The following is a 13720-nucleotide window of genomic DNA, read 5'->3' as shown; positions in this document are numbered from 1 at the left end:
CAAATGATGTTAAGGAGCAAGAACTGATAGCGAAGTACAAGTCTTGTGTATTACCATTCCTTGGTAAACAACAATGGACACTTTCAGTATGGACCAATTTTTAATGCAAATCTTTGCTGTAATTCACCAAATTCCCACCGGACGTGTTTCTACTTATGGTGAAATTGCCAAAATGGCTGGCTATCCGGGCTATGCAAGGCATGTTGGTAAAGCGTTAGGTAATCTACCCGAAGGCAGTAAACTGCCATGGTTTCGTGTCATAAATAGTCAGGGGAAGATTTCGTTGAAAGGTCGCGATCTGGAAAGACAAAAGCAAAAGCTTGAAGCTGAGGGAATTGAAGTGTCTGAGATTGGAAAAGTCTCGCTCAGAAAATACAAATGGCAGCCTTAATAGCTGCCATTTTAACAATCAGTTGGGCTAACGATTAACGAGTACCAACAAGACGAATGTTTGCTTGGTGCGTTTGTTCTGCATCTGTAATGACAGGAATGCTAGTGTCATTGATAAAACGCAATTTACCATCCACTTCGATACGAGCACGTAGGCTGTAACGGTGGTTTGGTTTGATATCGTTGCTGTTGTAACTCAGTTCAAATGCCAAAGGTACTTGTTTACCTTCTGTCTCGAATGTTTGTTTCGCTAGTACTTTAGCTGGGGCATCCGCAAGAGAAACATCTTCTAGCGCAACCGTAACGACTGCGTGCGGAGGCAGTGCAATACGCTCACGGTAAGCCACTGTACCTGTAATTGTCTTCATAGACGCCTCAGCTGATTCCATTTCTGTTGTTTGAGAAGTTTGGCAACCCACTAGTGCAGCACCGAATAGTAAAGAAGTAACAAGTAGTAGTGTTTTTTTCATAGTTTCCTCAACGGGTGTATCAATTCGCGCTAAGTATAGAGGGAGATTATTAAACTGTCTGCTGTACGCTTATCTATTTGACAATAGTTTGACTAAGTTAGAAATTATCAAACAGTTGATTTTGTTTCATAATTGAAGCAGCAATAAAAACAAGGTGAGGAGACATCATGAGTAAACCACTAAGAGAATTGCTCAGCCTACTACAACTCGAAAAACTAGAAGAAGGCTTGTTCCGTGGTCAAAGCGAGAACCTAGGTTTACCTCAAGTTTACGGTGGCCAGGTTATTGGACAGGCATTATCTGCTGCACGTTACACTGTAGAGGACGCACGCACAGTGCACTCGTTTCACAGTTATTTCCTCTATCCTGGCGATCCAGAGAAACCAATCATCTATGACGTAGAGAACCTACGTGACGGGCGCAGCTTTAGTACTCGTCGAGTCAAAGCGATTCAAAATGGTCGTCCTATTTTCTATCTAACGGCGTCTTATCATGGCGATGCTCCTGGTTTTGATCATCAAAACACCATGCCAGATATTCCTGGACCGGAGAATTTCCCTTCGGAAACTGAGCTTGCCAGCCATATTGCAGAGTTCTTACCCGAGCGTTTACGCAAAACATTCTGTGGCGAAAAACCTATCGAGACTCGCCCAGTCAACATCGTAAACCCATTGAAACCTAAGAAAACTGAAGCGAAACAGTACCTATGGATTCGCGCCAATGGAGAAATGCCAGAGAACCAACTGATTCACCAATATCTCCTAGCTTACGCGTCGGATTGGGGCTTCCTAACAACGGCACTTCATCCACACGAAGTGTCATTGATGACTCCGAACTTCCAAGTGGCAACCATCGATCACTCTATCTGGTTCCACCGCCCGTTTAAGATGGATGAGTGGTTGCTGTATGTAATTGAAAGTCCAACCGCCAGTAACACTCGCGGTCTAGTTCGTGGGGAAATCTACAACCAACAAGGTCATCTTGTTGCAACGGCCGTTCAAGAAGGTGTGATGCGCTTTACCAAATAGCTCTTCTCACAAATTGGGACTAAAAAGGAGTGCTTATGCACTCCTTTTTATGTCAGTTAGTTTTTTTGATATTCAAAAGTAACAACAGACCACTCGTACAAGCTGTCTGGAGGACCGTACTCACCTTTATGATAAATCACACCTGGTTCCGCGTATTGCCCCCCTTTCTTAGTGGCCAGAAACTCGCGATGTCCACGTCGGTACTGAATCAATGGGCTGACCATCTCGTATTTGGTTCCTTTTTCAAGCTTGCTGTCATCAATAACCAAATAACGAGTCATACGGAAGGTTGCACCGGTTTTACAATAACCTTCCGCTGAATAGTCGATCGCTAAAAATGGGCGAGGATCATTAGGATCCAATAATGCAGCACGACAGCCATCAAAACGAGCAATATGCATCCACACAGCTCGTCGCTCCATTAGGTCATCACTATCTTTAGGTTTCATCTGCAACAAGGCAACTTTACCTTCGCCATTCTCAACCAATTCAGTATCTGTAGGCTCTCGTAAGAAGCTCGCTCCCATAATACCAAATTCACTTTCTTTTAAATTAGCGAATTGTTGTGCATTCAATTCACTACCAACGACCGTTTGACCACCTGTTAAATGTGTGTACTTATCCGCTACGCCAGAAGCAGAGAGGTTGAGTACTACTGTTACCGGAGTGTCACGCATCTCTTTGTAATCGCGAGTTTCTTTCTCAGCAATATTAATTTGCACAGCGCTACTAGAATCATAACCTTTTAAGGTAATAACACCGCGTGAAGGATCTAGTGACGCTATATTTTCGCGTCTGGTGTTGTGTAGTACGTAACTGCGTTCGCCAATTGCTCGACCAAAATCTAGCACCACTTCTTTGAAGGGTTCAAACTCTACCTCTTGACGAAGTACAGACAAACCAGGGTGATCGGCTTTGCCTATTTTCCCCTGATAGCTGACCTTTTTAGTTAGGTAGTTACGTCCTGTCAGAGTGGCTTCAACCGTGTAATCTCCAGCATGCAGTATCGTTAACTCGCCATTGTTTGAAGCCATTTTTACAGACGGATCTGATTGGTTGATCAAGCGATATTCAGCTTTGACACCATCACCGTTTAAATTAGGTTTTAACTTGTCACCAGGACCATATGTCGCTTGTGGATAGGTAATAGTCGCACGGCTCTCAATCGGTTTAACGGTAACAGCAAAGCTTGCTTGTCCAGCGGAGTATTGCTCATTGCCCACATCAGACACGACAATTCTTGTGCTGCCAGCATTCAGAATTCGCATTTCACCTGAGTTAGGGTCTAATGAAACCACATCGGTTTCTGAACCTTCAGCAAACGCATAGCTGACCTGACCAACCACTCCAGAAATTGTCGGTTTGGCTACCGATGGTTTAAGCGCGTTCCAATTAACTTCGACATCAGAGCTAATCTGGATTCGACTCGGTGCACTCAATATGGTGAAGGTTACCGTTTGATCTGGTCCCGCGGTATAGTTCTGACTCTCTTTACGACGTAACGTTAAGGTTGTCACACCCGCTTTATACACGTGAACCAGACCATTCGCGATGGCATCAGCAACACTCGGCTGGGTATTATCGAGAACTTCAATTCCATCACCAGAAGCGAGCAACCCAAAATCACGTAATAACCGGAACTGATGATTTTTGCTGTATACAACCTCATAGTCTTTCACCGGCATGGCTGAGCCTTGAGCCTTGGCGACACTAAGAACGACGTCAAACTGAGTCGATTGATAATACTCACCACCATCATCTTCAAAACGTAGCGTGTAACTGCCAGCTCGATTTACATAAATTTTACCAGCAGCAATTTGCAGCCCTTCAGGAATAGAATCAACTAATCTGAGTTTGCCTTTCTGACCAGCAAACTGCAGTGGAACCGTTAACTCATCTTGATAGGTGAGAGCAATTGCAACATCTTCCATGCCTGGGTGCGGTGCTGGAGCAATATCAACCGTGATTTGAGTTTGCGTATTAGGAAAATTGCGTATCTCTCGCTCAATAATGTCGATTTTTGCTTGACCGACACCTTGTATGATCAGAGCGTCTCCATTTTGGGATACACGAACAACATCTTGTCCTTCAGCCACATCAAAATAGTAGTCGCCCTTTGCATTGCTAACGAGAGGATACAGCGATTGGTTAGCACTGTAGTTTGCTGCGATATTGACAGAGTGGAGCGGCTGACGCTTACCTTTGGCAACGTTCACCACAAAACGGGCTGTTTGTTGTTGTTGAACAAAACCTTGGCTGTATGTTGCCGTCGCCTCTATTTCGACCTGCCCTGCGTTATGAATCAACAGTAAACCGGTGTTCTTATCAAGAATTTCAACAACATCGGATTGGACGCTACTGTCAGCAAGCTTAAACGTAAGACTCTCAGTTTCGACGTCATCCAGTCGAACTGGTTCTAGTGTTAAACCTTCCCTATAAACAGGACTTAGAGGCGCAAACTGTAATTGTTCAGCACCAACTTGGAAAACATGGACATTGGCATAAATATCGCGCGCTTGGTAATAATCATCTCCCGTATCGTGAATACGGATTCGCGCCTGACCTTGCGCTCCAATAGCATACACGCGACCATTTTGGTCTACGCGAACCAAGTGCTCATCACCATCGACCACTTCGAAGCTTATTTGCCCTCGCTGACCACGAACAACCAATAACTCACCATCTTTATTCAATGCGTTCAAATTGAGTTCGTTGACCACTAAATCAGGGTTAGTGCCTTTGTTCACTGTCACAGTGAACTCTGCCTCAGAAGACTCATAAGTCGAGCTATTGTCAATCACTTTTACTTTCGCAATACCAGGACGCAAAATTTGCAATTGCCCGGAATCATCGACTTGGACCACATTCGAAGGTGTTGAAGAGAGGATTTTGTATGTGATCGTACCCTTTACGTTACTCATCTTGGTTTTAACAACGTTTCCAACACGATCAAAAGTAAACGTTGTGTCTTCCACCTTCAACTGAGCACGGCTTTGCTTGGTCGTTTGAGTTGAAGAGTTTGAATTATCGGGTTTGGAATCACCGCCCCCCCCACCGCAGCCTGCAAGAACAGCAGCGAAAAACAAGAGAAAATAATATCTTTTCATTTTTTGTAATAATTTCTTACATCAGGAATTTAGCGCGATAATAATACGATGTTTTATTAATCACCACCCCTCTTTTGGATTAATTTCATACCCATCAACCCCGAAATACATTCACAAAATCCATAAATTGCCGACAATTTTCGAAAACTTGCAAAAAGAAAAGGCAAGCAAACGTTTACCTTACGTTAAGTTATTAAATTAGCGATAATAAATATTGGATTTTCAACAGGTTAAAATATAAGCACCAAATCACACTTTGAGGTGCTAATAATTGTGAGAGGTAAAAGAAGTGAGGCCTAAAAAGGCGCTCACGGAGATGTGAAAGAGAAATTAAACGCCATAAATTGGTAGCTCAGTAGTGTACTTTATCGGTTCCATAGCAAAGGTTGATGTTACGTTGGATAAACCTTTTACACTGTTCACCAATCGTTTATAGAACTCATCAAAACACTTCATGTCTTTGACGACCACTTTCATCATATAGTCGTATTCTCCTGCCATGCGATAGAACTCCATCACTTCAGGGAAATCACTTACGGTCGTCACAAAATGGTTATACCACCCTTCTGAGTGATCACTGGTTTTGAGCTGCACAAACGCAATGAAGGATAAGTCTAACTTCTCCGCACTCAGTAGCGCGACACGCTTTTCAATATAGCCTTCATCTTCTAGCTTTTTTAAACGCTTCCAGCAAGGCGTGGTCGTCAGATTAACTCGCTCAGCTAAGTCATTTAATGACAAGGTTCCATCATTTTGGAGTAAAGAAAGCAACTGCTTATCGATTTTATCTAAGCCCATTACTATAAAAACCCTTTAATGTAGAAAATTTTTCTACTTTTGATAAATAACAGAACAATAATAGCAAAGTTTTTCTCTGCAGTTATAGGTAGATTATCCCTATAGACAAAAACAACTACCCTACAGAATTTCGAGGAGTCATGTTATGTGTACTGACCACAACTGGATCAACAATGCTGTACGCAAAATCGAAGCAGACTTTCAACGCTCAGCAGATACCCACTTATTCAAGTTAGATCTACCTTCTTTGGAAGGCATCGATATCTACTTAAAAGATGAAAGCACCCACCCGACAGGCTCACTAAAGCACCGCTTGGCACGCTCGCTGTTCCTTTACGCGATTTGTAATGGTTGGGTTGGTCCAGAAACCACGGTGATCGAAGCATCATCAGGCAGTACAGCGGTTTCTGAAGCGTACTTCGCTCGTCTTCTTGGCTTACCATTTATTGCGGTGATGCCAAAAACGACGGCACGCAAGAAAATTGAACAAATCGAATTCTACGGCGGCAAAGCGCACCTTGTTGACCGTTCAGACCAAATTTACGATGAGTCTCGTCGACTAGCGAAAGAGCTAAACGGTCACTACATGGACCAATTTACTTACGCTGAGCGCGCAACTGACTGGCGTGGTAATAACAATATTGCGAACTCTATTTTTAGCCAAATGGAGTTGGAAGATCATCCAATTCCAAGTTGGGTTGTAATGAGCCCAGGTACAGGTGGTACGTCGGCAACCATTGGTCGCTTTATTCGTTACCAAAAATACGACACAAAACTGTGTGTGGTTGATCCAGATAACTCGGTATTCTATGACTACTTCCAGTCTGGCAACGCAGAGATTAAAGGCGAAAACGGCAGCAAGATTGAAGGTATCGGTCGTCCACGAGTAGAGCCTAGCTTTATCGCAGGTGTGGTAGACGAAATGCGCAAAATTCCTGATGCAGCAAGCGTAGCAACAGCACATTGGCTGTCTGGCTTAATTGGTCGTAAAGTTGGCGCGTCGACAGGCACCAACCTATATGGTGTTCTTCAGCTTGCATGTGAGATGAAACAACGGGGTGAGACTGGCTCTATCGTAACGCTTCTGTGTGACTCTGGTGAACGTTACCTAGATACTTACTACAACACGGATTGGGTAAAAGAAAACATCGGTGACATTCAACCTTACCTAACACAGCTTGAAATTATTCAGTCAAAAGGTTGCGTTGAACCAGCATGTTGCGGTCCAATCACTGAGTAAAACTCAGACGCCAAATAAAGAAACAAGCCCGCTCAATCAGCGGGCTGTTTTTTATCTGCTTAATACAGAAAAATCACTTCTTCTGGCGTGCTTCAAATGCAGCCAATTGCTCTGGCGTTGCTTTAGGTTGGTGGTTCTGTTTCCATTCATCGTAAGTCATGCCATAGACACGCTCACGAGCATCATCGATATCGATATCCGCACCTAGTTCTTCAGCTTCTGCTTTATACCATTTGCTAAAGCAATTGCGGCAGAAACCAGCAAGGATCATGAGATCAATGTTTTGCACGTCTTTATTTTCATCCAAGTGAGCCAATAGGCGACGAAATGTCGCTGCATCAAGCTTGTCTTGCTCTTCTTGGGTTAGATTTTTGTACTTGAATTCAGCCACTTTACTTTCCTTTTATTTCTCTCGCAGTTCATAGCATAGAAATGAGTGAGCGTGATGAGTCTAAAATTTGCGTCATTACAACAAATTTCCCTCTAAAACCACGCACTCACCCAAAAGACTGATATGATAACTGCCAGTTATCTTATTGATTAAATTAATACTAATTCTAAAAACGGTCTTTCACAAAGGTTATCGCCAAGTTATGAAAAACGCCATCCTATTATTATCTGCATTGACCATGAGTCTGCCAACTTTCGCTACTCAAGAACAAACTCACCAATCTTATTTGTACCTTGGAACTGGTAATGTGGGCTTCGACACGCCGGACTTTGGTTCTGATCGAGACAGTGGTTGGTCAACACCTCATATTACAATTGGCTGGGGCTACAACGTAAACCAATACCTTGCGTTTGAGGGTGTGTTGCGTTATTCACAAAATGAACTTAAGAATGATTCTCTTAAGACAGACTTAGACCTTCATTACTACCAAGCAGGTATGTCAGCCGTACTAACAAGCGATAACTTGGGTGATACACCATTGTCACTATTTGGTCGCGTGACCGCATTGGGTACTCAAGCAGAAATGTACATTCCTGATGTTCAAAAAGTCACCGATGACTCTGGCGCGCTATTCAACGTTGGTGCAGGTATTCACTGGGACATGAGTAAAGATATTTGGCTTCGTGCTGAGTACATCTACAATGTGGCAGATATGGGCTTTGATAACTTTTATGACAGCTATGAAGGTGTCCAAGTAAGCTTAGGTAAACGCTTTTAATCAGACTTTCCCAAGCTTATATTACGTTCAGAATTGAAGACAAAAAAACCGAGGTCATTACCTCGGCTTTTTTGAATTTATTGCACGGAGTCACTAAGCAACTTATTGTTCAGAAAACTGACCAGCGGTGTCTTGCTTCACATGACTACTGCCTTGACCCGCATCCAATGAGGTCAAAATGTTTTCTTGGCGATCTTGAATCGCGCCTGTTAACTGCGGTAATGCAGTTGTCGCTAATAGCGCCATTGCACCAGCAACTAAAACCATCTCAACCATGTAACTGCCACGGAATTTTTTCAAGGGAACACCTCAATAGTAACGCCAGCCAAAGTATTAATCCTCAGATACATTGCCTGCCAAGACCCATCATTCGGTCAAACACGATGAGCGAGTCCTGTGCCCCTCGAAGAAGTGGCGAAATAATAACCAATAATTATCATTAGATCTATAAATAGCCAAGCGGAAAATATAAAAAAACCGAACAAAAATTGTTCGGCTTTTATATTCAACGTCTTAGCGGTAACACCTTATGGATGAGCAATACGTCCTTTTGTGTCGTGGCTTAGCGCTTTGTTCAACTCAGCCTCTACATGACCAGGTGAACGTGTCTTCGCAGAGATCAATCGGTACATCGCAGGGATAACAAACAGTGTCACTAATGTCGCAAAGCCCATACCGAAGAAGATAACCGTACCGACAGCCACACGGCTTTCATAACCCGCGCCTGTCGACATGATCAAAGGAATCGCACCGGCAAGTGTTGTGAATGCAGTCATCATGATCGGACGTAGACGACGAGCTGCCGCATCAGTAATCGCTTTTTCAAATTCAATGCCACGGTCACGTAACTGATTAGCAAACTCAACGATCAAGATACCGTTCTTAGTTACCATACCGATCAACATGATCATGCCGATCTGACTGTAGATGTTCATCCCTTGGCTCATCACTACCAAACCAAGGAAGCCACCAAAGACCCCCATCGGCACAGTGAACATTACCACTAGAGGGTTGACGAAGCTTTCGAACTGTGCCGCCAATACGAGATATGCAACTAACAATGCCAAGGCAAATACAACTGCAACACTGGCTTGGTTCTCTTTGAAATCCTTTGACTCACCAGAATAGCTCACTGAAATATCACCCGGCAGGTTATCAATCGCTTCTTGGTCTAAGAAGTCAAGCGCCTCACCTAAAGTGTAGCCTTCTGATAAATTGGCAGTAATGGTGATGGATTTCTGTTTGTTATAGTGGGACAAACGAATCGATGCAGCCACTTCTTCTACCTTAGTCACCGTATCTAAAGTCACTAGCTCACCGCTGGTAGTGCGCAAGTAAATCTGGCTTAAGTCAGCCGCGTTATTGAAGCTATTTTCATCACCTCGAAGGTAAACATCATATTCTTCACCACGGTCAACATAAGTCGTTTCACTTTTACCACCAAGCATGATTTCCAGAGTTTCAGAAATGTCTTGAACACTTACGCCAAGTTCAGCCGCGCGGCGTTTGTCGACAGACACCAATAGCTCTGGCGTTTTCTCTGAATAATCGATTTCAGCGCCTTCCATCATTGGTGATTCTTCAGCTTTGTTCTTGAGCATTTCTGCCCAGACTAATAGCTCATCGTAGTCCGATCCGCCCAAGACAAACTGCACTGGTTCGCTCGATCCACCACGAAAACCCGGCATGAATGGGAAGACACGAACGTCAGGAATACCTGCCAGTGATTTGCGAACTTGATTCAACGCATCTTGAGCTGTGACATCACGTTCGTTCCAGTCTTCCAGAATCATGATAACGAAACCCGTTTGGTCACCCGCTTGACCACCGAATGCTGGTGTTTGGATACTGAACGATTTCAAGAATCCTTGCCCTAGTAACGGCATTAAGCGATCTTCTACAATGTCCATGTTCGCTGACATACGATTATAGGAAGTTGCATCAGCACCACGAACAAAGGCAAAGATCACGCCTCGGTCCTCTTGCGGAGTTAACTGTGCAGGCACTTGATTCATCAAGAAGTAACTGCCACCCATACACGCGATAATAACCAAAGGTGCAGCCCAGCGGACTTTCAACGCACCGCGCAGCGCTGTACGATAACCTGCTTCCAATTTCGCAAACAGCTTATCAACGGCTTGATTAAATCGGTTTGGTTTCACGTTCGCTTTTAGAATTTGACTGCCTAAAACAGGAGTAAGCGTCAAAGCAATTAAGGACGAGAAGATCACCGACATTGCCAACAAAACTGAGAATTCAGTAAACAGCAAACCGACCATGCCATCCATAAAGGAGATCGGCAGGAATACCATCACAAGAACTAACGTTGTGGCGATAACAGCAAAACCTACTTCACGCGTACCTTTGTAAGCCGCCAATAATGGTGATTCACCACGTTCAATATGGTGGAAGATGTTCTCTACTACTACGATTGCATCGTCCACAACCAGACCAATAGACAGGATCAACGCCATCAAGGTAATGAGGTTAATAGAGAAACCAAAATAGTAGGCAGCGATGAATGATGAAATCAGTGACACTGGTACCGTCACCGCAGGAATCAACGTTGCTCGTGCTTGACCGATAAAGATGTACAAAACCAGAATTACCAGACCACCCGTAATAAAGAGTGTACTGTAGACCTCATCGATCGAACGTTCGATAAAGACAGTGGCATCATAATCAATAGCTAGACGAGTCCCATCTGGCAAAAACTTCTGGATTTTATCCACTTCAGAACGTACAGCCTGCGCAACTTCTAAAGGGTTCGCATCTGATTGAGGCACCACCCCCAAACTGATGTTCACGACACCATCACTCTTAAAGGTCGAGTTTTCGTTTTCTGCACCGATAAACACATCAGCCACGTCTTTTAGGTAAATAGGCGTGTTGTCACTTGCACGTTTCACCACAAGGTATTGGAAATCTTCTGGCGTGTTGTATGTACGGGCAGTTCGCACTGACATCACTGTCGAATCGTTTCGAACTTCACCACCCGGACTTTCTAAGTTTTCACTACGAAGCGCTGCTGTAATATCAGAGGCAGTAACCGAACGTCCTGCCATCAGATCTGGTTTGAGTTTCACGTACATCACTTTGTACAAACCACCAGACAGATCGATAGAACTAACACCCGAGATCAAACTGAAACGGTCCATAAGCACACGTTCGGCATAATCCGTCAATTGTGTGCGGTCCATCTCTGATGAGCTGAGGTTAATATAGAGAGAAGCTTCACCAGAACCATTGTTTTTGTAAACAACAGGATCATCAGCTTCATCTGGCAACGAACGCTGTGCTCGAGCTACCGCATCACGAACATCACTTACGCCGGTATTAAGGTCATAACCCAATTCAAAAGTGATGGTGATACGCGACATGCTGTTGCGTGTAGTGGAGCTAATTTCATCAATTCCACTGATGCCCGAAAGTTGATCTTCCAGTACCGAAGTAATTTGGCTTTCAATGATGGTTGCAGAAGCGCCTTCATAACGAGTGCTGATCGATACAACTGGACTTTCGATATCTGGCATTTCACGCACTGCAAGTTTGGTAAACGACACAAAGCCGAATACACATAGCAGCATGCTTAATACCAGCGCCGCAACAGGGCGTTTTACGGAAACGTCAGAAAGTAACATTAATTTGCTTCCTTAGCCGCTTCGTCTTGCGCGCCCTGCTCACTGGTTGCATTCGCAGTTTTCGCTTTTCCTGGTGCGATGATTTCTTTCACTTCGACGCCATCGCGCATGTTCACAATACCTTGCACGACAATCTTGTCGCCAATCTCTACACCAGATTCAATCACCACTTCATTATCGACACGCGCCCCCAAGAACACTTCTTGACGCTGCGCTTTGTTGTCTTCATCAATAACATACACAAACCGCTTCGTTCCGGAATATTCCAGCGCTTGAACTGGGATAATTGGTGCTTCAATCGCAGGGAATGCCAAAGACGCATTCATAAGCATGCCCGGCTTCAGATGGTTTTCTGGGTTGTCGAATTCAATACGAATACGTAAGTTCAACGTTTCTGCACTGATACGAGTATCGATGCCTGTGACTTTACCGACAAAATCAACACCGCTCCAAGCGCTGGTAGTCGCGTGAACCTCCATACCAACAGATAACATCGATAGGTAACGCTCAGGTACTTGCAGATCCAGTTCCATTACGGACAAGTCATCTAACGTCAGCAACTCAGAGCCTGCACTGACCATTTTTCCTCGACTAAAATCGATAAAACCAACCGTACCGGCAAAAGGTGCACTGATATTTAGATCCGCTAGGTTAGCTTTTGCTGCATCTAGACGCGCTTCCGCAATCTCTACGCTTGCTTTTTGCGCATCAATTTCCGTTTGAGTAATGGCATTACGTTTCACCAAACGCTGAAACTCTTTTAACTTACGCTGTTCATCTTTTAGGTAAGCTTTTGCTTCTACTAATGCTGCTTGCGCTTTGTCATCATTTAGTAGAATGAGCAGCTGATCTTGTTGAACGTTTTGATTGGCTTTTACGGGGATATCTTTTACCTTGCCAGCAACTTCAGAAGCAACAATCACTGATTGGGCAGCTTCTAGCTTACCAATCAATGATAGAGATTGGTTGATTTGATGCGTCTCTACTTGTTCAGTTACGACCGTAACCGTCGATGGACCACGTTTTGCAGCAAAAGCCGCAGGTGATGCCATTAAAATAGAAAGCGTTAGAACGGATAAAGTGGCTCTCATACTCATAATTTTGACTACTAAACAGATAAACTTATGTCATTAAACTGATTACAGTTTATCAGTTGATACGACGCCTAACGTCAAGTAGTGTAAATTCAAGTAAAAAGTCAGTTTCTTTTTTGTATAAACGACATACAAAACGCTGACTTTCTACCATCTTTGCCCAAAAAGGCAGCATTCAACTTAAAAACGTAAGAAAAACGCTTTACAGCTTGAGCGAGTTTGCTATGATGCGCTCCGCACTTGAGAGATGTGTTGGGAAAACATTCTTAAGTATAAAAATACCCTGGAGGGGTTCCCGAGTGGCCAAAGGGAGCAGACTGTAAATCTGCCGGCACTGCCTTCGATGGTTCGAATCCGTCCCCCTCCACCATATTCTTTCTTATGTTTTTCCTTTGAACATGAGAACAACTTGGAAGTTAGGTTGGGAAACTAATTTTCAAGCATGCTCTTTGTAGTATGAAAACACCCTGGAGGGGTTCCCGAGTGGCCAAAGGGAGCAGACTGTAAATCTGCCGGCACTGCCTTCGATGGTTCGAATCCGTCCCCCTCCACCATATTCTTTCTTATGTTTTTCCTTTGAACATAAGAACAACTTGGAAGCTAGGTTGGGAAACTAATTTTCAAGCATGCTCTTTGTAGTATGAAAAACACCCTGGAGGGGTTCCCGAGTGGCCAAAGGGAGCAGACTGTAAATCTGCCGGCACTGCCTTCGATGGTTCGAATCCGTCCCCCTCCACCATATTCTTTCTTATGTTTTTCCTTTGAACATGAGAACAACTTGGA

At 43.9% G+C, this 13720-nt stretch carries 11 protein-coding genes and 3 tRNA genes; 7 read left to right on the top strand and 7 right to left on the bottom strand.

All coding sequences use genetic code 11. The annotated features are described in order from the left end of the window. Window positions 1-88: 88 nt before the first annotated feature. A complete protein-coding gene (locus J4N44_RS04730) occupies window positions 89-391 on the top strand; it encodes a DNA base-flipping protein (RefSeq protein WP_005446629.1) in 303 nt (100 codons plus the stop codon). A 34-nt stretch (window positions 392-425) separates the two neighbouring features. Here J4N44_RS04730 and J4N44_RS04725 read toward each other — a convergent pair whose 3' ends face one another. Then, window positions 426-860: a YbaY family lipoprotein gene (locus J4N44_RS04725; RefSeq protein WP_005446628.1), complete on the bottom strand. Its 435-nt coding sequence runs from the start codon at window positions 858-860 to the stop codon at window positions 426-428. 167 nt (window positions 861-1027) lie between these two features. On the opposite strand from J4N44_RS04725, the gene tesB reads away from it, so the two are divergent. Continuing rightward, window positions 1028-1888, top strand: coding sequence for an acyl-CoA thioesterase II (gene tesB, locus J4N44_RS04720; protein WP_005446627.1), 861 nt, complete (start codon window positions 1028-1030; stop codon window positions 1886-1888). Window positions 1889-1944: 56 nt separating this feature from the next. On the opposite strand, the gene J4N44_RS04715 is transcribed toward tesB, so the two are convergent. Together J4N44_RS04715 and J4N44_RS04710 are read right to left on the bottom strand one after the other, a co-directional pair. Then, the gene (locus tag J4N44_RS04715; protein WP_252044894.1) at window positions 1945-4995 is read right to left on the bottom strand and encodes a cadherin repeat domain-containing protein; all 3051 of its coding nucleotides are present in this window, start codon (window positions 4993-4995) and stop codon (window positions 1945-1947) included. Between the two features lie 330 nt (window positions 4996-5325). Beyond that, on the bottom strand, window positions 5326-5793 hold the full coding sequence (locus J4N44_RS04710; protein WP_252044893.1) for an Lrp/AsnC family transcriptional regulator: 468 nt from the start codon (window positions 5791-5793) through the stop codon (window positions 5326-5328). 145 nt (window positions 5794-5938) lie between these two features. On the opposite strand from J4N44_RS04710, the gene J4N44_RS04705 reads away from it, so the two are divergent. Next, complete coding sequence (locus J4N44_RS04705; RefSeq protein WP_029789980.1) at window positions 5939-7033, top strand: PLP-dependent cysteine synthase family protein; 1095 nt, start codon at window positions 5939-5941, stop codon at window positions 7031-7033. Window positions 7034-7106: 73 nt separating this feature from the next. On the opposite strand, the gene J4N44_RS04700 is transcribed toward J4N44_RS04705, so the two are convergent. Further along, window positions 7107-7424 (bottom strand): DUF1244 domain-containing protein, encoded by a 318-nt coding sequence (locus J4N44_RS04700; RefSeq protein WP_005446621.1) that lies wholly within the window; start codon window positions 7422-7424, stop codon window positions 7107-7109. Window positions 7425-7626: 202 nt separating this feature from the next. Here J4N44_RS04700 and J4N44_RS04695 point away from each other — a divergent pair, with 202 nt between their 5' ends. Next, entirely contained in the window at window positions 7627-8202 is a 576-nt protein-coding gene (locus J4N44_RS04695) for a porin family protein (protein WP_029789979.1), read from the top strand. A gap of 102 nt (window positions 8203-8304) precedes the next feature. Here J4N44_RS04695 and J4N44_RS04690 read toward each other — a convergent pair whose 3' ends face one another. From J4N44_RS04690 to J4N44_RS04680, 3 genes are all read right to left on the bottom strand, one after another. Further along, a complete protein-coding gene (locus tag J4N44_RS04690; protein ID WP_009698330.1) occupies window positions 8305-8502 on the bottom strand; it encodes a type II secretion system protein in 198 nt (65 codons plus the stop codon). Between the two features lie 227 nt (window positions 8503-8729). Further along, window positions 8730-11843: a multidrug efflux RND transporter permease subunit VmeF gene (vmeF, locus tag J4N44_RS04685; protein WP_029789978.1), complete on the bottom strand. Its 3114-nt coding sequence runs from the start codon at window positions 11841-11843 to the stop codon at window positions 8730-8732. Continuing rightward, window positions 11843-12940 carry an efflux RND transporter periplasmic adaptor subunit gene (locus J4N44_RS04680; protein ID WP_252044892.1) on the bottom strand — a complete coding sequence of 366 codons (1098 nt, stop codon included), beginning with the start codon at window positions 12938-12940 and terminating at the stop codon, window positions 11843-11845. Before J4N44_RS04680 ends, vmeF begins: the two co-directional genes overlap by 1 nt. Window positions 12941-13222: 282 nt before the next feature. On the opposite strand from J4N44_RS04680, the gene J4N44_RS04675 reads away from it, so the two are divergent. The 3 genes from J4N44_RS04675 (at window position 13223) to J4N44_RS04665 (ending at window position 13676) form a co-directional block, all read left to right on the top strand. Next, window positions 13223-13307, top strand: a tRNA-Tyr gene (locus tag J4N44_RS04675). Between the two features lie 99 nt (window positions 13308-13406). Continuing rightward, a tRNA-Tyr gene (locus tag J4N44_RS04670) sits at window positions 13407-13491 on the top strand. Window positions 13492-13591: 100 nt separating this feature from the next. After that, window positions 13592-13676, top strand: a tRNA-Tyr gene (locus J4N44_RS04665). Window positions 13677-13720: the final 44 nt, after the last annotated feature.

This window comes from Vibrio sp. SCSIO 43155 (assembly GCF_023716605.1).
Lineage (GTDB): Bacteria > Pseudomonadota > Gammaproteobacteria > Enterobacterales > Vibrionaceae > Vibrio > Vibrio harveyi.
This window is presented reverse-complemented; position numbering and strand designations above follow the sequence as displayed.